At 60.8% G+C, this 21244-nt stretch carries 13 protein-coding genes; 3 read left to right on the top strand and 10 right to left on the bottom strand.

The window, feature by feature from the left end; genetic code table 11:
• Positions 1-18: 18 nt before the first annotated feature.
• The 3 genes from wecA to trxA all read right to left on the bottom strand — a co-directional run bounded on the left by wecA (position 19) and on the right by trxA (position 3399).
• Positions 19-1116, bottom strand: a complete 1098-nt coding sequence (gene wecA / locus ACMGG9_RS24290; RefSeq protein ID WP_025160399.1) for a UDP-N-acetylglucosamine--undecaprenyl-phosphate N-acetylglucosaminephosphotransferase — start codon at positions 1114-1116, stop codon at positions 19-21.
• Positions 1117-1412: 296 nt separating this feature from the next.
• A complete protein-coding gene (gene rho, locus ACMGG9_RS24285) occupies positions 1413-2672 on the bottom strand; it encodes a transcription termination factor Rho (protein ID WP_004934188.1) in 1260 nt (419 codons plus the stop codon).
• 400 nt (positions 2673-3072) lie between these two features.
• On the bottom strand, positions 3073-3399 hold the full coding sequence (trxA, locus tag ACMGG9_RS24280) for a thioredoxin TrxA (RefSeq protein WP_004934187.1): 327 nt from the start codon (positions 3397-3399) through the stop codon (positions 3073-3075).
• 131 nt (positions 3400-3530) lie between these two features.
• On the opposite strand from trxA, the gene rhlB reads away from it, so the two are divergent.
• Together rhlB and ppx are read left to right on the top strand one after the other, a co-directional pair.
• Positions 3531-4817, top strand: coding sequence for an ATP-dependent RNA helicase RhlB (gene rhlB / locus ACMGG9_RS24275; protein WP_033645045.1), 1287 nt, complete (start codon positions 3531-3533; stop codon positions 4815-4817).
• Between the two features lie 5 nt (positions 4818-4822).
• A complete protein-coding gene (ppx, locus tag ACMGG9_RS24270; RefSeq protein WP_033652440.1) occupies positions 4823-6319 on the top strand; it encodes an exopolyphosphatase in 1497 nt (498 codons plus the stop codon).
• A 32-nt stretch (positions 6320-6351) separates the two neighbouring features.
• Here the strand turns inward: ppx and rep are convergent, their stop codons facing one another.
• A complete protein-coding gene (rep, locus tag ACMGG9_RS24265; RefSeq protein WP_033645047.1) occupies positions 6352-8376 on the bottom strand; it encodes a DNA helicase Rep in 2025 nt (674 codons plus the stop codon).
• 109 nt (positions 8377-8485) lie between these two features.
• Here rep and ppiC point away from each other — a divergent pair, with 109 nt between their 5' ends.
• Positions 8486-8767 carry a peptidylprolyl isomerase PpiC gene (gene ppiC / locus ACMGG9_RS24260; protein WP_004934175.1) on the top strand — a complete coding sequence of 94 codons (282 nt, stop codon included), beginning with the start codon at positions 8486-8488 and terminating at the stop codon, positions 8765-8767.
• A 25-nt stretch (positions 8768-8792) separates the two neighbouring features.
• On the opposite strand, the gene ACMGG9_RS24255 is transcribed toward ppiC, so the two are convergent.
• From ACMGG9_RS24255 to bcsB, 6 genes are all read right to left on the bottom strand, one after another.
• Positions 8793-10298 (bottom strand): M16 family metallopeptidase, encoded by a 1506-nt coding sequence (locus ACMGG9_RS24255; RefSeq protein WP_108680033.1) that lies wholly within the window; start codon positions 10296-10298, stop codon positions 8793-8795.
• Between the two features lie 260 nt (positions 10299-10558).
• Positions 10559-11845 (bottom strand): dicarboxylate/amino acid:cation symporter, encoded by a 1287-nt coding sequence (locus ACMGG9_RS24250; RefSeq protein ID WP_047025966.1) that lies wholly within the window; start codon positions 11843-11845, stop codon positions 10559-10561.
• 273 nt (positions 11846-12118) lie between these two features.
• Positions 12119-14125 (bottom strand): biofilm formation regulator HmsP, encoded by a 2007-nt coding sequence (gene hmsP, locus ACMGG9_RS24245; RefSeq protein ID WP_042783438.1) that lies wholly within the window; start codon positions 14123-14125, stop codon positions 12119-12121.
• A 228-nt stretch (positions 14126-14353) separates the two neighbouring features.
• Positions 14354-17827 (bottom strand): cellulose synthase complex outer membrane protein BcsC, encoded by a 3474-nt coding sequence (gene bcsC, locus ACMGG9_RS24240; RefSeq protein WP_414161783.1) that lies wholly within the window; start codon positions 17825-17827, stop codon positions 14354-14356.
• A complete protein-coding gene (gene bcsZ / locus ACMGG9_RS24235; protein ID WP_080273430.1) occupies positions 17809-18921 on the bottom strand; it encodes a cellulose synthase complex periplasmic endoglucanase BcsZ in 1113 nt (370 codons plus the stop codon). The genes bcsC and bcsZ overlap by 19 nt, the downstream gene beginning before the upstream one ends.
• A 5-nt stretch (positions 18922-18926) precedes the next feature.
• Positions 18927-21215 (bottom strand): cellulose biosynthesis cyclic di-GMP-binding regulatory protein BcsB, encoded by a 2289-nt coding sequence (bcsB, locus tag ACMGG9_RS24230; protein ID WP_033652444.1) that lies wholly within the window; start codon positions 21213-21215, stop codon positions 18927-18929.
• Positions 21216-21244 lie beyond the last annotated feature (29 nt).

The following is a 21244-nucleotide window of genomic DNA, read 5'->3' as shown; positions in this document are numbered from 1 at the left end:
AAAGCCTCTGGTCTCTGGTTAAGGTACTTGCTTGTTATCGCCCGAACGCCGCAGCCGGCGCTTGATACGCTTAATGTATCGCGCAACCCGCCAGGCGCGCTTGATGCAGTAACCGTACAGGAAGAAGGCAAGCAAGAATAATGCCAACATAACCCACTCAGGGATAAAAGTCAGGCGTTCGCCGATCACGCCCACCGCCGCCAGCAACGCGGCCGCCAGGGTGATCAGCACGAAAGCCTGCCGCGGCGTAAAGCCGGCGCGCATGATCAGGTGGTGAATATGTTGACGATCGGGAGAGAAGGGGCTCATCCCCTTGCGTAAACGACGATACATGATTGCTATCATGTCCATCAGCGGAATAGCGATGATCCACAGCGCGGTCACCGGGTTGATCGAGTGCGCCTTTCCCTGTGAACTTTGCAGCAGCAGCCAAATGGCGGTAAAGCCGATCAGGGTGCTGCCGGCATCCCCCATAAACACCTTATAACGGCGGCCGAGGATGCCGAGATTGAGCAAAATATAGGGAACGATAGTGGCGATCATCGCAAAGCACCAGAACGCCAGCTCATGATGGCCGCTCAGGTACAGCAGCAGGCCCAGCGCCCCGAAGGAGACGCACGACAAACCGCCCAGCAGACCATCGATGCCGTCGACCATATTGAAAGCGTTGATCGCCGCCCATACCGCGAACAGCGTCACCAGATAGCCGAACGGCCCCAGCAGCATCTCCCAGTCACCCAGCACATGGCCGAAGCTGCGCAGATACAGACCGGCAAACACCATCATGGCGATGCCGACCAGCGCCTGCACCAGGGCGCGAATTTTAACGCTGATATCGAAACGATCGTCGAGCGCCCCCACAAACACCAAAATACCGGCGCAGGTGAGATAAAGCTTGGCGTGTGCGATGGGTTGTTCAGAGATCCAAAACGCGAAGCACAACCCGGCATAAACGGAAATACCGCCGACCAGAGGAATCAGCCCCTGATGGCGTTTGCGATAATTGGGTTTATCTACCAGACCAATACGTTTTGCCGCCTTGCGGGCAACAAAGAGAAAAGCCAAAGAAAACAGGAAAACAAATAGAATTTCAGTACTCATAGTGAGTAAGTTCACAGTTAACAGATCTCTGTAGAAGATAAGGCAGCTTACCACGGGCTAAGGCTTGTGCCATCGGCCCCCGCTACCTTTCGGTCATTTCCTATGACAACGGTGATTCATGCCTATTTTCTTCGCATCGACTGACAAAATGACAGCAGCAAAGCCGACCGGCGCGAAACCGACCGACAAACAAGATGAATTCTCAATAAGTCGAGGAAACAACTTACTTTTCCATTACTGCTACTTATCGTATCCGCCAAAAGCGAAAAACGCCACGACTAGGCGTGGCGTTCAGCGAATTTTTTAACGAATTATGAGCGTTTCATCATATCGAAGAATTCATCGTTGGTTTTAGTCATCGCCAACTTATTAATGAGGAACTCCATCGCGTCGATTTCACCCATCGGATGAATGATTTTGCGCAGGATCCACATTTTTTGCAGCTCTTCAGAGGTGGTGAGCAGCTCTTCTTTACGGGTACCGGAGCGGTTGTAGTCGATAGCCGGGAATACGCGTTTCTCGGCGATTTTACGCGCCAAGTGCAATTCCATGTTGCCGGTACCTTTAAATTCTTCGTAGATCACTTCGTCCATCTTCGAACCGGTATCAACCAGCGCGGTCGCGATGATGGTCAGGCTGCCGCCCTCTTCCACGTTACGCGCCGCACCGAAGAAGCGCTTCGGACGATGCAGGGCGTTGGCGTCCACACCACCGGTCAGCACCTTGCCCGAGGCCGGCACCACGGTGTTGTAGGCGCGCGCCAGACGGGTGATGGAGTCGAGCAGAATGATCACGTCTTTCTTGTGCTCAACCAGGCGCTTGGCCTTCTCGATCACCATTTCGGCCACTTGTACGTGACGCGAAGCCGGCTCGTCGAAGGTCGATGCGATCACTTCGCCTTTCACCAGGCGCTGCATCTCGGTCACTTCTTCCGGACGTTCGTCGATCAGCAGCACCATCAGCACGCAGTCTGGGTGATTGTAGGCGATGCTCTGCGCGATGTTCTGCAGCAGCATGGTTTTACCGGCTTTCGGCGGTGCCACGATCAGGCCACGCTGGCCGCGGCCAATTGGCGCCGCCAGATCCAGTACGCGCGCCGTCAAGTCTTCGGTCGAGCCGTTGCCGCGCTCCATCCGCAGACGGGAATTGGCGTGCAGCGGCGTCAAGTTCTCGAACAGGATCTTGCTGCGGGCGTTTTCCGGCTTGTCGTAGTTGACTTCGTTGACTTTCAGCAGGGCAAAATAGCGCTCGCCTTCTTTTGGCGGACGAATCTTACCGGAAATGGTGTCACCTGTGCGGAGGTTGAAGCGGCGGATTTGGCTAGGGGATACGTAGATGTCGTCGGGACCGGCGAGGTAGGAACTGTCTCCAGAGCGGAGGAAACCGAATCCATCCTGCAATATCTCGAGCACGCCGTCGCCGAAGATATCTTCTCCGCTTTTCGCATGTTGCTTCAGAATGGAGAAGATGATGTCCTGCTTGCGCATGCGGGCAAGGTTTTCCAGCCCCATATTTTCGCCGAGAGTAATCAGCTCAGAAACCGGCGTATTCTTTAATTCGGTAAGATTCATAGTGGTGGGTTCTTAAACTCGGGGTATGTCTCGAACTTGTATCGTGAATGGTATGGCAGCGAGATGCGTGCCTGTTTACTGGACGTTCGATCACCGGGCGCAGAGCCGTCGCGGTAAGAAATGGCTTACATCGGGCGCACGCATTGACGGTTGAAGATCGAAGGTACCTTAAAAATGATTTTTGCAAAACCGTTTGATTGCCAAAACACGGGTTGAGTTCAGTTTACTTTCAACGCCGGTGGTTCGACACAGAGTATAGCTTTAGATTCAAACTCTTTAGATTTAAAACTTCGGGCAAGTTCTATATGCAGTGTGGTTAAACTTAACACGCTTCTTGGCAGGCGTCTAGCGGTGAATTGAACATCACCGCCAGGCGCCTGATACTGGGCTTCCCGCCCGATTACAGATTCGCGTTCAGGAAATCTTTGAGCTGACCTTTGGACAACGCGCCAACCTTGGTCGCGGCCACTTCACCATTCTTGAACAGCAACAGCGTAGGGATGCCACGGATACCGTACTTAGGCGCGGTAGCCGGGTTCTGATCGATATTCAGCTTGGTGATGGTCAGTTTGCCTTCGAACTCTTCGGCAATCTCATCCAGAATCGGAGCAATCATCTTGCACGGCCCACACCATTCAGCCCAGAAATCGACCAGGATCGGCCCTTCCGCTTTCAGCACGTCAGCTTCGAAGCTGCTGTCAGTCAGGTGAATAATTTTATCGCTCATGTTCTACTCCACAGGATTATGTCTACCTTGTTGGTGTAGCATTAACCAACTCAAGGTGATTTTATTGCACCGCGTTTATTTCAACGGATGTGCTTTCGTAAAGCAATAGTTAGCTGATATTCTACCACACTATGAGCAAAACACACTTGACCGAACAGAAGTTTTCCGACTTCGCCCTGCACCCGTTAGTCCTTGAAGCCCTTGAGAAAAAAGGGTTTCACAATTGCACGCCCATCCAGGCGTTAGCATTGCCGCTCACGCTCTCCGGGCGTGACGTTGCAGGTCAGGCGCAAACCGGTACCGGAAAGACGCTGGCGTTTTTGGCGTCTACTTTTCACTATTTGCTGACCCACCCGGCGAAACAGGATCGCCAGACCAATCAGCCGCGCGCCTTGATCATGGCGCCTACGCGTGAACTGGCGGTGCAAATCCACTCCGATGCGGAAGCCCTCTCCCAGAGCACCGGCCTGAAGCTGGGCCTGGCCTACGGCGGCGACGGCTACGACAAACAGCTGAAAGTGCTGGAAAGCGGCGTGGACATTCTGATTGGCACCACCGGCCGTTTAATCGATTACACCAAGCAGAACTATGTCGATCTCGGCGCGATGCAGGTTGTCGTGCTGGATGAAGCCGATCGCATGTACGATCTCGGCTTTATCAAAGACATCCGCTGGCTGTTCCGCCGCATGCCTGCGGCCGATCAACGCCTGAACATGCTGTTCTCCGCCACGCTGTCCTATCGCGTACGCGAACTGGCCTTCGAGCAGATGAACAACGCCGAATATGTTGAAGTGGAACCGGAACAGAAAACCGGCCACCGCATTAAAGAAGAGCTGTTCTACCCGTCCAACGAAGAAAAAATGCGTCTGCTGCAGACGCTGATCGAAGAAGAGTGGCCGGATCGCGCCATCATCTTCGCCAACACCAAGCACCGCTGCGAAGACATCTGGGGCCACCTGGCCGCCGACGGTCACCGCGTCGGCCTGCTGACCGGCGACGTGGCGCAGAAAAAACGCCTGCGCATCCTCGACGACTTCACCAAGGGCAATCTGGATATCCTGGTCGCCACCGACGTCGCCGCGCGCGGTCTGCACATTCCCGCCGTCACGCACGTCTTCAACTACGATCTGCCTGACGACTGCGAAGACTACGTGCACCGCATCGGTCGTACCGGCCGAGCAGGCGCCAGCGGCCACTCCATCAGCCTGGCTTGTGAAGAGTACGCGCTCAACCTGCCGGCGATCGAGACCTATATCGATCACAGCATTCCGGTGAGCAAGTACAACAGCGATGCGCTGCTGACCGATCTGCCGGCGCCGAAGCGCCTGTCGCGTCCGCGCGGCGGCAACGGCCCACGTCGCAACTCCGCGCCACGTCGCGGCGGCGCGCCGCGCAGCAACCGTAAACGCTCGAGCTGATCGCCATGCTCAGCTCCAGCACGCTTTATGCTGCCATCGATCTCGGCTCCAACAGCTTCCATATGTTGGTGGTGCGCGAGGTGGCCGGCAGCATTCAGACTCTGGCGCGGATAAAGCGCAAGGTGCGCCTGGCGGCCGGGCTGGATCAGCACAATCACCTGTCGCATGAGGCCATGCAACGCGGCTGGCAGTGCCTGCGGCTGTTCTCCGAACGCCTGCAGGACATCCCGCGCGAGCAGATCCGCGTCGTCGCCACCGCCACGTTGCGCCTGGCGTCCAACGCCGATGAGTTCCTGCAAGCCGCCGAGCAAATCCTCGGCTGCCCGGTGCAGGTCATCAGCGGCGAAGAAGAAGCGCGGCTGATTTATCATGGCGTCGCGCACACCACCGGCGGGCCGGATCGGCGGCTGGTCGTCGATATCGGCGGCGGCAGCACCGAACTGGTCACCGGCACCGGCGCACAGGCATCGCAGCTGTACAGCCTGTCGATGGGCTGCGTCACCTGGCTGGAGCGCTACTTCAGCGATCGCAACCTCGGGAAAGAAAACTTCGAGCGCGCCGAACAGGCCGCGCGCGAAATGGTGCGGCCGATCGCGCCGCAGCTGCGCCAGCACGGTTGGCAAATCTGCGTCGGCGCTTCCGGCACCGTACAAGCGCTGCAGGAAATCATGGTGGCGCAAGGCATGGATGAACGCATCACCCTGCCCAAGCTGCGCCAATTGAAACAGCGGGCCATTCAGTGCGGCAAGCTGGAAGAGCTGGAGATCGAAGGGTTGACGCTGGAACGCGCGCTGGTCTTCCCGAGCGGCCTGTCCATTCTGCTGGCCATCTTCCAGGAGCTGGGCATCGAAAGCATGATGCTGGCCGGCGGGGCGCTGCGCGAAGGCCTGGTTTACGGCATGCTGCATCTGCCGGTGGAGCAGGATATTCGCATCCGCACCATCCGCAACCTGCAGCGTCGCTACCTGATCGACACCGAGCAGGCCGAGCGCGTCAGCCAGCTCGCCGCCAACTTCTCGCAGCAGGTCGCCAACGAGTGGCAGTTGGATGCGCGATGTCGCGAGCTGTTGCACAGCGCCAGCCTGATCCACGAACTCGGCCTCAGCGTCGATTTCAAGCAGGCGCCGCAACACGCCGCCTACCTGATCCGCCATCTGGACTTACCCGGCTTTACCCCCGCGCAGAAAAAACTGCTGGCCACCCTGCTGCAAAACCAGAGCAACACCCTCGACCTGTCGCTGTTGAACCAGCAAAACGCCCTGCCGCCGCGCACCGCGCAGCGTCTGTGCCGTATTTTGCGCCTGGCGATCATCTTCGCCAGCCGCCGCCGCGACGACACGCTGCCGGCGGTGCGTTTACGCGCCAATCAGGACGATGAACTGACGGTGATCTTGCCGCCGGGTTGGCTGGAGCAGCATCCGCTGCGCGCCGAGGCGCTGGAGCAGGAAAGCCACTGGCAGAGCTACGTCCACTGGACGCTGCGATTGGAAGAACAACGTTGAAATAGCATGGGCGCGATGAGCGCCCTTTCTTTTTAATTCCCGCCTTTGGCCTTGGCCAGCTGGGCGCGGATATTGGCCAGATGGCTCTGCCCCTTCTGCATCCGCTCCTGCGGGCTCACCACTTTGCGCTCGGTTTCCCACGCCAAATCGTCCTGCGGCAGCTCCAGCAGGAATCGGCTCGGCTCCGGCCGCACCAACTCACCGTACTGACGGCGTTCGCGGCACAGGGTGAAGATCAGCTCTTTTTGCGCGCGGGTGATCCCCACATAGGCCAGACGCCGCTCTTCATCGACATTGTCTTCGTCGATGCTGCTCTGGTGCGGCAGCAGCCCTTCTTCCATGCCCACCAGGAACACGTAGGGGAACTCCAACCCTTTGGAAGCGTGCAGCGTCATCAGCTGCACCTGATCCAGCTCCTCTTCGCTTTCACCGCGCTCCATCATGTCGCGCAGGGTGAAACGCGTCACGACCTGGGTCAGCGTCATCGGCTCGTCCAAATCGTTGCCTTCCAGCATCTCCGTCATCCAACCGAACAGCGTATTGACGTTTTTCATCCGCATTTCGGCGGCCTTCGGGCTGGTCGAGGTTTCAAACAGCCAGCTTTCATAATCCACGCCGCGGATCAGATCGCGCACCGCCGCCACCGGCTCACGCTCCGCCTGTTGGGCGATGCCGCCCAGCCAGTGGGTGAAGCGCTGGAGCGATTCCAGCCCGCGCCCGGTCAAGTGCTGGCTCAGCCCCAGATCGAAACTGGCGTGGAATAAACTCTTGTTACGCTGGTTGGCCCATTCGCCGAGCTTCTGCAGCGTCGCCGGACCGATCTCGCGCTTGGGGGTATTGACGATGCGCAGGAAGGCGCTGTCGTCGTCCGGGTTGGTCAGCACGCGCAGGTAGGCCAGCAGATCCTTGATCTCGGGGCGAGAGAAGAACGACGTGCCGCCGGAAATCTTGTACGGGATGCGGTTCTGCATCAGCATCTTTTCAAACACCCGCGACTGGTGGTTGCCACGGTAGAGAATCGCATAGTCGCCGTAGTTGGTTTTTTTCACGAAGTGGTGGGCGATCAGTTCCCCCACCACGCGCTCGGCTTCGTGATCCTCGTTGTTGGCGGTCACCACCTTCAGCTCTTCGCCATACCCCAGCTCGGAAAACAGCCTTTTTTCAAACACGTGCGGGTTATTGGCGATCAGGATATTGGCCGCCTTTAAAATGCGCTCGCTGGAACGGTAGTTTTGCTCCAGCTTGATCACCTGCAGCGCCGGGAAATCTTCCTTCAGCAGCACCAGGTTCTGCGGCCGCGCGCCGCGCCAGGAGTAAATCGACTGGTCGTCGTCGCCCACCACGGTAAAGCGCGCGCGATGGCCCACCAACAGCTTCACCAGCTCGTATTGGCTGGTGTTGGTATCCTGATACTCATCCACCAGCAGATAGCGGATGCGCTGCTGCCAGCGTTCGCGCACCTCTTCGTTGCGTTGCAGCAGCAGCGTCGGCAACAGGATCAAATCGTCGAAGTCCAGTACGTTGCACGCCCGCATATGGGCGTGGTAAAGGCCGTAGCAGTGGGCGAACAGCTTGTCGCGCTCCGAGCGCGCCAGCTCCGCCGCCCGCTGGGGATCGATCAGGTCGTTTTTCCAGTTGGAGATGGTCGAAATCAGCTGCGCCACCAGCGTCTTATCGCTTTCCAGCCACTTTTCGGTCAGCTCTTTCAACAGCGCCAGCTGATCCTGGTCGTCGAACAGCGAGAAGTTGGACTTCATGCCCAGCGCCACATATTCCCGCTTGATGATTTCCAGCCCCAGAGTGTGGAAGGTGGAAATCATCAGCCCGCGCGCCTCTTTGCGTCCCAGGGTTTGCGACACGCGCTCTTTCATCTCGCGCGCGGCTTTGTTGGTAAAAGTCACGGCGGCGATGTGCCGCGCCTGATAGCCGCAGTGGTGGATCAGGTGGGCTATCTTGTTGGTGATAACGCGCGTCTTGCCGGAGCCGGCACCGGCCAACACCAGGCAGGGCCCGGTAACGAATTCGACGGCTTGTTGTTGGCTGGGGTTTAATCGCATGGCGCTGACTTGCTCGACTGTAAAACGTGGAAGGGAATTGTAGCAGAAAGCGCCGATGAGATTTAGCGGGTATAATCAGCGCAATTTTCGCATCGACAAAGGCAATACCATGGCAAAAACGGCGTGCGCCCTGCACATTCTGGTAGACAATGAAAAGCTGGCCAACGAGCTGCTGGCCAAGCTTAAGCGTGGCGTCAGCTTCGACACGCTGGCGCGCAAATACTCGAGCTGCCCGTCAAAACGCAACGGCGGCTCGCTGGGCGAATTCAACAAAGGCGCAATGGTGCCTGCGTTCGATAAAGCGGTGTTCAGCATCCCGCTGCTCAAACCTTACGGCCCGGTCAAAACCCAGTTCGGTTACCATATCATCAAGGTGCTGTACCGCAACTGAGGGGGCCTGAGCCCCCTGCCACGAATTACTGCGCGCCAGCGGCGTCCGTCGCTGGCGAAGCGACTGCGGTGTCCGCCGGTTTGGCTTCTTCCGTCACCACCGCCGGCGGCGGCATCATGATGCCGTTATAGGTATCCTGCAGCTGCTTCATGCTCATTTCCGGCTCGCCCTTCGGCTGCATCAGTACCAACGTCGCGTCCTGAGACAACTGCAGCTTCAGCGCCTGATTCAGCGTCTCCAGCGTCAGGCTGGACAGGAACTCCTGGCGCAACTTCTGGTACAGCTCCGGCGCGATATCCACCACCCCGCTCTGCTGCGACCGCAGACGCTGGCTCATCAGCACGTCGGTGTCGGTACGGGCGTAGGTCGCGAACAGCTTGCTCAGCTGATCGTTTTTCTGCGCCAGCAGCGCATCGAATTCCTCTTTCGACAGGCCGTTGTCACGCACGTTGGCCAGTTCGCGGGCAATGAAGCCCAGGCTGCCGTTCAGATTGTTGTTCGGCGTATCCAGGTGGATGGCGCACTGCCCGCGCTGGTACTGCACGCGGCAGTCAAAGCCCAAATGCAGGTTTTTCTGGTCGCTTTTTTCCAGCGTCTGCTGGAGGTGCCAGAACAACGCCTCGCGGGCGAGATCGCCACGCCAGTAGCGCAGCAGGCTTTGCGAATCGCGAATCGGATGCCACGGCGAATCCCACATGATCGACAGCGTATCCTGCTTCACCTGCTCGCTGATCAGGCTCACCGGCTGCGGCGGCAGCGGCGTCAGGGTCGGCATCGGAGCCGGGGTTTCACGTTTGCCCTGCAGCGGCGAGAAAGCCTTGTTGATCTGCTCGCCCAGGCTGCGGCTGTCAACCTTGCCGACCACGAACAGCGTCATGGCGTCCGGTGTGTACCACTGCTGATAGAATTTCTTCAACTGCTCAAGGTTGACCGGCCGTTTCGCCGGCTGCGCCGGATCGTGCGCCAGCAGCGTCGAGCCTTTCAGGCGGTAACGCCACCAGGCGTCTTTGGTATTGGGTGGGAAAGTGCCGACCGGATTGATGCTGGAATTCATCACCGCGTGCACCGTGTGCTCGTCGATCGCCAGTTTGCCGGTCGTGTCCGCCAGCCAGGCCAGCGCTTCTTTCAGCAGATCGGGCCGGTTGTTCGGCAAGCTGAGGTTATACATGGTGAAATCGTACGAGATGATAGCCGGCGGCAGCGGCCGCTCGTTATCTACGCTCTGCTGCCACAGCGCCCGCAGCTGCGGCGCCGTGAAGCTTTCGCTGCGCGTCAACGCCAGCCGCGGCAGCAGGTGGGCAAAGCCGGTCTGCTGCGAAGACTCCACCAAAGAGCCGGTATTGACGATCAGCCGCAGTTCCACGCGGTCGCTCGGCCGCTGCGGCGTATCGAGAATCTGCCATGAAAACCCGTTGGCCAGCGCCCCCTGCTGCCAGGCAGGATCGGGTTGTAGTGCTTCAGCCTGCACGCTGCCACTGGCTGCCGCCAGTAGCAGCCCACCAACTATAAGATGAATTCTGGTGCCCTGCATGTGAACCCCTACTTAATGACTATCCAATTTCTTATGCAAATGCGTGTATTCCATTCAATGGAATCATAAAAATACGCCCTGAGTTTCACGGTGGGGCGGAAAGCAGAAAGTGTACCATCGTGTTAGACCGCGCGCCTTTGCGGATGTCACTCATTAGAGTGAAAAATAATAGATTGCGGGGTTTTTAATGCAAAAAATCGTTACGAGGCAGGGGAAGAAGCTCACCGGCCGCGGATGCGGCCGGTGATTTACCGCCGAAATCAGGCGGAAGGCAGCGTTTTGTCCGCGCCGGCGTTTTTGTTGTTAAGGGTGTCTTTCAGCTGCTTCTCATCCAGCTGATTACACCATTTGGCCACGACCACGGTCGCCACGCCATTACCCACCAGGTTGGTCAGCGCGCGGGCTTCCGACATAAAGCGGTCGATGCCGAGGATCAGCGCCAGGCCGGCCAGCGGCAGGTGGCCTACGGCGGAGATGGTGGCGGCCAACACGATAAAGCCGCTGCCGGTCACGCCCGCCGCCCCTTTGGAGGAGAGCAGCAACACCACCAGCAGGGTAATCTGATGCATGATATCCATGTGGGTGTTGGTCGCCTGAGCGATAAACACCGCGGCCATGGTCAGGTAGATAGAGGTGCCGTCCAGGTTGAAGGAGTATCCGGTCGGGATCACCAGACCCACCACCGATTTCTTGCAGCCCAACTTCTCCATTTTATCCAGCATGCGCGGCAGCGCGGATTCAGACGACGAGGTCCCCAGCACGATCAGCAGCTCTTCTTTGATGTAGTTGACGAATTTGAAGATGCTGAAGCCGTTGGCGCGGGCGATGCTGCCCAACACCACCACCACGAACAGGATGCAGGTGATATAGAAACACACGATCAGCTGGCCGAGTTGCACCAGCGTGCCGACGCCGTATTTACCGATGGTAAACGCCATGGCGCCGAAGGCCCCCAGCGGCGCCAGACGCATGATCATGTTGATGATGCCGAAAATCACCCGCGAGAAGCTGTCGATCACGTTGTAGATCAGCTGCCCTTTGTCGCCCAGACGATGCAGGGCGAAGCCGAACAGTACCGCGAACAGCAGCACCTGAAGAATGTTGCCGCTGGCGAACGCGCCGATCACGCTGCCGGGGATGATGTCCAGCAGGAACGGAATGATGCCCTGCTGCTGCGCCTGCTCGGCGTAGATCGCCACCGCTTTGGCGTCCAGCGTACCGGGATCGACGTTCATGCCGGCGCCCGGTTGCACCAGGTTGACGATCACCAGGCCGATAATCAGCGCGAGGGTGCTGACGATTTCAAAATACAGCAGCGCGATGGCGCCGGTGCGCCCCACCGCCTTCATGCTTTCCATGCCGGCGATGCCGGTCACCACGGTGCAGAAAATCACCGGGGCGATAATCATCTTGATCAGTTTGACGAAGCCATCGCCCAAGGGTTTCATCTGGGCGCCGAGGTCAGGGTAGAAGTGGCCAAGCAGGATACCCAGCGTGATCGCCGTCAGCACCTGAAAATAGAGGCTCTTAAAAATTGTTGTTTTCATATGAACATCCTATGGGGGGAAGACACGCACCAGGCGGCAGTCTAAAAATCCAGCCTGTTCATTGCTTGCGCGGAAAATAACACCCACTTAACAACATGGAAATAATTTGTTGCACCCACCCCTCAGGGTTGATGTGAATTTAAGAGCTGAAACGCGTCAGTCCGGGTGCAAAGCTGAAAATTGCGTAAGCCTTTGTTTGCACTAACGCAAAAGAGGTATGAGTGGAATAGCGATTTTCGGACGGGGAAAAGTACCGGAAAGGTAACGCGGCGCTCACGGCGCCGCGCGGCAAAACTCGGTTTCGAACGCTTCACGCGGCAGCGGCCGAGCGAACAGGAACCCTTGCCCGCTGCGAATGCCATGCTTCAGCAGCCAGTCGCGCTGCTCGGCGTTTTCCACGCCTTCGGCCATCACCGGCAACGCCAGCACTTCAGAGATTGAACTGACGATGCGCACCATCGCATCGTCGGCCGGCAGCCCCTGAATGAAACTGCGGTCGATTTTAATCAAATCGATCGGCAGGGATTTCAACCGGTTCAGGTACTCCAGGCTGGAGTAGCCCATGCCGAAGTCGTCCAGCGCGATCGACAGCCCCAGATCGTGCAGCTCGCGCAGCAGCGCCAGCGCGCGGTCGAGATCGTCGATGCGTACCGTCTCGGTGATCTCCAGCAGCAGCTTGCGCGGATCGATCCGATACTGCGCCAGCAGATTTTTCAGATGCGGAACAAACGCCTCGTCCTGCATCTGAATGCCGGAAACGTTGACCGCCAGCGGCAGCGCAATGCCGCGCTGCTGCCAGTCCGCCAGGATACGGCAGGACTCTTCCAGCACCCAGTTGCCGAGCGGCACAATCACGCCCAGCTCTTCCGCGAGCGGAATGACGTCGGCCGGCAGGGTATAGCTGCCGTCGTACTGCTGCCAACGCAGCAACGCTTCGGCGCCAATCACCTCGTTGGACTGCATGTCGATCTGTGGCTGCAGGAACAGCGTGAAATGCCGCTGCTCAATGCCGTGCAGGATCTCGCTCTCCTGCGTCAATCGTTTCTGCGTGCGCTCCGTCAGGCTGGGTTCGAAGAACAGGATCTGATTTTTCCCTTCGCGATGCGCGGACATCATCGCCGAGGTGGCGCTGCGCAGCAGCTGTTCCGCGCTCTCCCCCTGATTGAGGTAGTGGGCGATGCCGATGCTGGCGTTGGGCCGCAGCGCCAGGCCTTCCAGCGTCAACGGCGCGTTGATCTCCGCCATGATGCGCCGCGCCAGCTGCATGGCGTGGAACGGCCGCTCGATACCCTTGGCCAGGATGGCGAATTCGGTATTGCTCAGCTGTGCCAGCACGCCGTTTTCGTCGATGCAGCCGCGCAGCTTCTTCGCCAGCGCCAACAGCAATGCCTCGCGCATCGCCGGGCTCATCACGCCCGACGCTTCATGCAGCGTCTCGATGCCGATCACCAGCAGGTTAAAACGCTCGGGGCGCAGGCTTGAGGCGATATGCTGTTCCAGCAACGCGTTCAGCAAGGCCGGGTTCGGCAGTTCGGTCACCGGGTGGCGGGTGCTCAGGCGGCTCATGTCGGCATGCGCCTTGGCCAGCGTCTGTTGATTGCGGTTGTAGTTGCGCACCAGCAGGCCGAGCTCGTCGTCCTGGTGCAGCGCCGGCAGCATCAACTGGTGATAAGGCGCTTCGTCCTGCGAGATGTTTTCCAGCTCTTTGGCCATCGCGCGCAGCGGATGCACCATCAGCCGGTTCATGCACCAGGTGATGGACACCGACAGGATCAGCGCCAGCAGCAGGTAGGTCGACAGCATGGTCGACAAAATGCTGAGGATAAACTGGTACATGCGGAACGAATCGGCCTGCAGCACCAGGTAGGCCAGCGGCTGCTGGTTGGCCGGCACCCGTTCCAGCGAATAGAGCGGCACGGATATTTGGATAGGCAGCTCAAACAGCCGGGCGATCAGCGTCGGCACCGGCCGCTCCGGCGGGAAATTGGCGTGCAGCGCCTGAAACTCGTTCGGCAAGACGATATCCGCCCGGCTCAGAATGCCGACCGGCAACAGCGTATTCAGCACCTTTTTGGCTTCCGGCACGTCCATGCGCAGCACCGCTTCCGCCAGCGGCTGGCGTACGGAGTGAGCGATATTCTCCAGTTGCTGGGCGTAGTCATCCCTGCGCTGCTGCACAAAATGGAACAACTGAATCACGATAAAGATACAGATCGTGACCAGCGCCACGCCGGACACTGTCGCCATCTGCTTAATCGTTAACGAACGCCTGACCCGCAAACCTGCTCTCCGTAAAATCGGGCTGAAACAAAAAGGGGGCTGACTCTCACCCGCCCCCTCGAACCGGGCTGAGTATACTCGATCATCGGCTGTTTTTATCTGGCTATGCCGCAGGCATAACCAAGAAAATCGCGGGTTTCAGTCTTTTCCTAGAGCGAACAAACACGACCCGGACACAGGGTAACAAAACTCCCCGGTGTCCGACACTCCGAATCTCTCTCCTCCCGGTTACTTGAAGTCGGCATAAGGCGTCAGCGGCTGCGGCGGTAAATCGAGGTCCCCCTGCCAGCCGGCCAGGGAATAACGCAGATAAATCAACGCGTGGCTCGGCGTATAGTTCTTCGCCTGCTGAATATCGATGCCCGCGCCGAGCGTCCAGTGCGAACTGAGACGGCGTTCGACGATCGCCCGCAGGGTATAACCGACGCCGCTCGAGGCGCTGCCGTCCTCGACGGCGAACTTATCGGGCAGTGAATCCGGGATCAGGCCTTGCAGCGGATAACGGCGCTGGCTGTCGGTTTTCGAATGCGACAGCGAAACCGAACCGCCCAGCTCCCACGACCAGTTCTCGGTGCGCTGACGATAGTTGACCGGCAGCGACAGCGACAGATATTGCTGCGGGCTGTAATAGCCGCCCTGTCCCAGCGAATAGCCGCTCAAGTCTTTCTGGTAGTGCCACAGCATGGTATTGAGCCCAACGCTCAGGCGGCGATTGTCTTCGTTGATCACCTTGTAGTAATAGCCGGCCATCAACCGCTGCCGCTGGTTGTCCGCCACGTTCTTGCCGGTGAGCTGGTGCGCGCTGAGATCTGCCCACACGCCGTTCGCCTCGCCGCGATCGTAGCTGGCGCTCAGGCTGACGCCGGTGGCGCGCACGCCGCCCCAGGTAGTGCCGGTATTCGGATCCTTGGCGCCGCCAAACGCCAGCAACGAGCTGGAGATCGGCCGCCGCGAGGCCGCCAGCGTCCAGCCGATGTGGTTCCAGTCGCCGCTGTAGGCCAGGCCGCCGCTCCAGTCGACCACCTCGAAGCCCATCGGCGTCGTGCCGATATCGGCGGCCCAGCGATCGTTTTTCCAACCGGCCGCCACGCTGGTGCCGGTGGTTTTCTGGTGTTCATCGCCGCGGCACCCTTGCGTGTGGCAGGTGCCGAAGGTTTCGTAGTATTTGCCGCTGCCGTCGGTCGAGAAGCGGCCGGCATCCAGCTGCACGGTGTCGGTGCGCAAGAAGGCGCGCCCGTCATACAGCGGCATATCCACCTGCAGCATGGTATCGTGCGCGTTGAAGTCGGAAATGCCGCCGGTGCCGCTCGAGCGCCAGTAATCGTGATCGAGCGTGACGTTCACGTCCTGCTGCCGATACAGATCCGCGGCGTCGGAGCGGATGCCGCGTTTCAGCCAGTCGTCGCTCGGATTATTGCGCGTCAAATAGGTGTAGCCGTCATTATCCTGCGGCAGCGTCGGCGTGATGCCGCCGGCCACCATCGCCTGGCGGTAATCCTGCTGCGCCCGCTCAGGCTGTTGCTGAGCCCGTTCCAGCCGGGCGGCGTCACGATAAACAAGCGCCTTGGTCTGCCCGGCGGGCTCCGAAGCCGCCGCCGTTTTCAGCCGGCTGAAGAGCGCGTCGGCCTGCTGCGGATCGCCGACCGCGCCCCAGGCGTTGGCGACCCGCCGTTGGCTGTTGAGCGAAGCGTCTTGCGGCTGCGGTTCGGTTTTCAGCCGCTGACGCGCCGCGTCCAGATCCCCCTGCGCCACATAGGCTTCGATCTCGCCCAGCTGCGCATCCGGGTTGTTCGGTTCACGCCGTTTCACCCGCTGATAGTCGTCCAGCGCCGCCGCATACTCCCCGCGCGCCAGCGCCCAGTCGGCGAGCAGCAAATCGATGCGGGTGTCCGCCGGCTGCCGACGCAGATAGGCTTCCGCCGCCGCTTCGTCACCGGCGGCCCGCAGCCGTTCGGCATGCTCGATTACCGCCTGCATTTTCAGCCGCTGCGCCAGTTCGCGCATGTTGTCGTTCCACTGCGCCGCCGGCAGCGTATTGAGCTGCGCCAGCGCCTGCCTGTCGCGATCGCTGCCGGAAAGATAGAGCGCATAGGCGTAGGTCAGCTGTGGATTGGCGGGCTGGCGCTGCGCCAGCTGCCGGAATAAGGCGTCCGCCTGTTGCGGCTGCCCGGCCTGACGCAGCGCCTGGGCATAGCGATAGGTCAGCCAGACATCGTCGGGCGCCATCGGCTGGGCGCGCCGATAGATTTCCGCCGCCTGCTGCCACTGTTGCTGCTGCGCCAGCGTCTCCGCCTGCTGTTTTAGCCTGTCGAGCCGCAGCCCATCGAGAGTGCTGCGCAGCTTGGCCTGCTGGCTGCGCGGCAGGCCGTCAAGGTAGGCCAGCGCTTTTTCCGGCGACTGGCGCTGATAGATATTCACCAGGCCGCGCAGCGCGCTGCCGTTGCCGGGATCGCGCCGCAGCGCCTGCTGATAAAACCCTTCCGCCGCGGCGTCATCCTTGCTCGCCACCGCCACATCGCCCAGGCCGATAAACGCGTCGCCGTTGCTGTCGTCGAGCTGGCGCGCCTGCTGATATTTCTGCCGTGCCAGCGCGAGATTGCCGGCCTTGAGCGCTTTGTCGCCCTCGTCGATCGCCAGCCAGTAGCCGGTGCTCTTGATCAGGCTCTGCCATTTGCCGCTGCCGTAGCCATTCTTGTCGGCCGCCAGCGCCTGGCGAAACAGCTTCAGCGCCTGCGGGCGGTCACCGGCGCGTGAATAGGCCTGGCCGAGCGCCCCCAGCACCTCGGCGTCGTTCGGTGTCGCCGCCAACGCCTTTTGCAACTCAGGAATGGCCGCCCGGCTGCCGCCTTTATCCACCTGCGCCAGGCCGCGCACCCGCGCCTGATAAGCCGGATCGGCCAGCAGCTTCTGCTGTCTGGCCAGCTCTTCACGGGCGCTGGTCGCCTGATCGCCGGTGTCGAACACGCCGAGGAAACGGTTGAGCGCCGCTACGCTCTGCGCGCTGACCGGCATCGCTTTGACCTTGTCCAGCCACAGATCGGCGGCATCGCCGCGCCCGGCCGGATCGGCGGCGATCTTCTGCAGCAGTTCATAGGCCTGCGCGTCCTGGTTCTGGCTGAACAGCATGCGCGCCAGCGACATGCGCAGCGCCGCGTTGCCGGAATATTGCTGATCCAGCGCCTGCAGCTGCTTTAACGCCTTCGCCTCCTGCCCCGGCAAACGCGCCACCAGCCGCCAGTATTCCACCGCCAGATCGAGCGTCGGCGGCTCGCCGTGGAACAGCGCATCGTACTGCGCCTTGGCCTCCGGCAACCGGCCGGCGGTCGCCATCAGGCGCGCCTGCTGCAGCTTTTGCCGGGTTTCCGGCTGGGTCAGCAGCATGTTCATTTGCGCCTGGCGATAAGCGCTGGACTGCGGCGCGAGCGTTTTCAGCTTGTCCAACTGCTGCTGCGCCAGCGCCATGTTGCCCTGCCGCAGCGCCAAACGCATGCGCGCGGCGATCACGTCCGGATTGTTCGGATCCATCAGTTCGAGCCGGTACAGCGATTGGCGCACCAGATCGTCCTTGTTGCCGGCCTCGCCAATGCGCACCTGCTCCAGCAGCCACTGCTCCGGCGCCACGGCCTCCGCAGCGCGCGCCTGCGGCAGCATCGCCAGGCTCAGCGGAATCAAATTCAGCCAGTTTATTTTGAAGTTGTGCATTGGCCGTCCCACGAGGGTTGCAATTCACCCTGACGATTAAAGCGATAACGTTGTTGATCCCACCCCTGGCCGAACAGGGTCAGCGAGGCGCTGAAATAGGCGTCGTCACCCGGCGGGTGTTCGCCGATCCGTTGCCGCTGGGCCGCCAGCGCGTCGGCCTGCGCCGCCAACATCGGCAACATCGCGGCGGAAAAGCCGACCGGGCCGTCGCCGGTGGTTTTGCCGCTGGCGGTATCGGTTTTCTCCGGCGGCACGCCCTGGCTGGCGGTGAGCTGCGCCATCGGCTGGAAGCGTTTGAGCAGCGCCGCCTTGTGTTCATCGTCGTCCGCCAGCATGCCGGCCCACAGATAGACCCGAATGGCGTCATAGCTGCCGACGTTCGGCTTGACGGTGTCCGGCTGCCAGCCGGCGCCGACCCGCCATACCACCCAGTCCGGCGAGAAGCCGTGCGGCGCGGTCTCCAACCACAGCCGCTGATTGATCTCGCGCATCGCGCGCCACGGGCCGTTCAGCGCCGCAAAACGCGTCAACAGCTGCGGCGGCAGGTAGCTGGGGTTCAGCCGCCAGCGATCTTCCGCCACGAACCCGACTTTGCCCGGCAGCAGCATCAGCCCCAGGCCGGGGATGTCGGCCACTTCCTCGCGGCCGATGCGCTGCAACAGCAGCGTCCCCAGGGTTTGATAACGCCGGCTTTTCCACAGGCGGCCGGCTTCGAGCAGGTTATAAGCGATCCACAGATCGGCGTCCGACGCCGAGTTGGCGTCCAGCACCTTCCACTGCTTGTCGTCGCCCTCGCCCCACAGCCAGGCGGGTAAACGGGCGCTGAGATCGCCCGCCGCCAGGTTGTTCTCCGTCCAGGTCAACAGCTGGTCGAAGGTCGGCCGGTCATTGGCCACCAGGGCGAAGAACAGGCCGTAACTCTGCCCCTCCGACGTGGTGATTTTGTTCGGGCTGCTCGGATCGATCACCCGCCCCTGCGGGCTGATGTAGAACTGCTTGTACTGTTGCCAGCCCGGCCATTCGCAGGCCGCCGCCGCGCTGAAAGCGCACAGCAGCAGCATGCCGAGCGACAGGCGTTGCAGCATCGCGTTCACCGCCGTCAATCCCGATCTTCAGGCGCCAGACGCCGCCGGCTGAAGGCCTTCAGGCCGCGCCACAGCATCAACCCCAGGATCACTACCAGCACCACCGCGAGCACCGCCAGCAGAACCGGATGGGTGGAGAGGGCATACCAAAGCCGCTCCCACCAAGGCAGGTGACCGACATAGTAAACATCGCCGACGCGCAGGCTGTTGACCCCCGATTCGCGGATCACCGCCACCGAGCCGAACACTGCGGCGCGCTTGCCGCTGTCCAGCAGGGCATTGTTCAGCAGCTCATAGCCGCGCGGGCTGTCCGCCAACAGCGCCACGATGCTGCGCTGGTCGTTGAACGGCGACTGCACGCCAATGATCGCCGACATCGCCCCCTCGGAACTGACGGTGGTCTTGCTGTCCGGCTTGGCGTCCTCCGCCAGCACTTCCGAGCTGGGCAGCGGCGGTTGGCGCGTCGGCTGTTTCACCCAGCTTTGGGTCGCGTCCACCAGCAGACTGATTTTCTTGTCGTCGCGCAGCGCCTGCGGAATGGTGCCGACCATCAGGATGTCGTCGTCACGATCCTTGGCCTGCGACCAGTCGTCGCTCAGCGTGAAGGCCAGCGCCGGGTAGCCGGTTTGCGCGCCGATCACGCCGAGCGCGTTCAGCAGCGCGCTGACCTGCGCCGGCTGCGGTTTCTGGTTCACCAACACCAGCGTTTGTGACAGATCCGCCAGGCGGCTGAACGGGAAGCCGGCGTTGGCGAAGGCGCGCAGGTCCGGCATCGCCATAAAGTGGCGGTAGCCGGAGAAATCGATGGTGGACGCGCCGTCGATCACAGCGTGGTTTGGCGTGAAGGAGTAGGTTTCGCAGCGCCCTTCCGCGCCGCTGGCCAGCAGCGTGGTGTAGTCAAAGTCAAAGCGCAGCTGGTTGGTGGCCCCGAGCCGCAGCGCCGGAATGCTGACGTTCTTGTCGGAGTCGAGCAGCCCCTGCGTCAACGGCAGGCGCAGCAACTGCGCCCCCTGTTCGTGTTCCGGCACCAGCGAGTAGGCCTGCACGAACTGGTTGTTCAGGCTGACGCTCAGCCGCGAACCGTCCTGAATGCGCGGCGCGGTATAACGGTACTTGAGGTGCATGTCGATGCCGGTGCTGCGGATCAGGAACAGATCCGGCGGCAGGTTCATGGTCAGCGAAATCGGGCCGGGCTCGATGCCGCTGGTTTGCAGCTGTTCGGCGTATTGCTGCAGTTCGGCGAAGGTCATCGGCCGATCGGTGCGCACCCAGTTCGGCGCGTCGTAAGGCTGACGCGGCGCCAGCTGTTCCACCTTGTCCACCGTCACGTTCTGGCCGCGGAACAGAATGTCGCCCTGCGCAATGCCTTTCACCGCGGTGATCAAATCGTTGTCGTCACGCCCCTGAATCAGCAGCAGTTTGACGTAGGGATTATCGGGGTGGCTGATCATCTCCACCGTCGGGCCGTTGACCGCCGGGTAATCGCGCAGGAAATCCGGGCGCTGCTTATTGGTGGCGAACACCACCGCGTGCTGCGTCGGCAGCGCGTTATACAGCGTCGGGAAGGATTGCCCGCGCCACTGCGCCTTGCTGCCGAACCACGAGGCCAGAATGCCCGCCGCGCGCTGCTGGGCCAGATCCGGCTGGCCGGCGAACACCATCGGCAGCGTCAGCGGCCGATTATCGCGGCTGTCGAAGAACGGCTCAGGGAAGTGCGACAGCTCGTTTTTCACCGGCAGCGTCTGGAAGCGCAGCTTCAGCGCGCTGGATTTGCTGACGTCGAGCCACAGCGAGGTGCTGGCCGGGTTTTCGCAGATGTTCTGATAATGGCCGACGAACACCAGCCGGACGCGGTTAAAATCGGTGATATAGCGCGGATCGATCGCCATCTGGATGCGATTGGGCTTGCCCAACTGCTCCTTGGCGATCGTGGTCACGCCCATCAGCTCGTCGTTGAGGTAGACCTTGACGTGCGACTCGACCGGGATCAGCGCCGGCGACGGCGTAAATTCCAGGTCGAGCATCGCCTGCGAGACGACCTCATCGCTGCGCACGCCGAATTCGATCTGCCCGTCCGGCCGGGTGCCGCGCAGAACAAAGGTGCCCGGCGGCGGCGCTATCTGCGCGAACGGCAGCGACACGTCGCGCACCGGCGCATTCGGATCCTGCGGCGCGGTCGCCGTATCGGCCGCCGCGGCGATCGGCGGCTGGGCCGCCACGGTCGGCGCGGTGGCGGTTTCGGCCTGCGACAGGGTGCTGATGCCTAAGGCCAGAGCAGTTAACCAGGTTATTTTTCTCGTCATCGTATCATCATCAATGTTGGAGCCTGTTC

The organism is Serratia sp. BNK-10 (assembly GCF_047456065.1).
In the GTDB taxonomy this organism is placed as follows: Bacteria; Pseudomonadota; Gammaproteobacteria; order Enterobacterales; family Enterobacteriaceae; genus Serratia; species Serratia ureilytica.
The sequence above is the reverse complement of the archived record's forward strand: the minus strand, read 5'-3'. Positions and strand labels throughout refer to the sequence as shown.

Excerpts from the sequence above, each read along its gene's own strand:
- rho (WP_004934188.1), bottom strand. The coding sequence starts at position 2,672 with ATGAATCTTACCGAATTAAAGAATACGCCGGTTTCTGAGCTGATTACT.
- trxA (WP_004934187.1), bottom strand. The coding sequence starts at position 3,399 with ATGAGCGATAAAATTATTCACCTGACTGACAGCAGCTTCGAAGCTGAC.
- rhlB (WP_033645045.1), top strand. The coding sequence starts at position 3,531 with ATGAGCAAAACACACTTGACCGAACAGAAGTTTTCCGACTTCGCCCTG.
- ppx (WP_033652440.1), top strand. The coding sequence starts at position 4,823 with ATGCTCAGCTCCAGCACGCTTTATGCTGCCATCGATCTCGGCTCCAAC.
- rep (WP_033645047.1), bottom strand. The coding sequence starts at position 8,376 with ATGCGATTAAACCCCAGCCAACAACAAGCCGTCGAATTCGTTACCGGG.
- ppiC (WP_004934175.1), top strand. The coding sequence starts at position 8,486 with ATGGCAAAAACGGCGTGCGCCCTGCACATTCTGGTAGACAATGAAAAG.
- ACMGG9_RS24255 (WP_108680033.1), bottom strand. The coding sequence starts at position 10,298 with ATGCAGGGCACCAGAATTCATCTTATAGTTGGTGGGCTGCTACTGGCG.
- ACMGG9_RS24250 (WP_047025966.1), bottom strand. The coding sequence starts at position 11,845 with ATGAAAACAACAATTTTTAAGAGCCTCTATTTTCAGGTGCTGACGGCG.
- bcsC (WP_414161783.1), bottom strand. The coding sequence starts at position 17,827 with ATGCACAACTTCAAAATAAACTGGCTGAATTTGATTCCGCTGAGCCTG.
- bcsB (WP_033652444.1), bottom strand. The coding sequence starts at position 21,215 with ATGACGAGAAAAATAACCTGGTTAACTGCTCTGGCCTTAGGCATCAGC.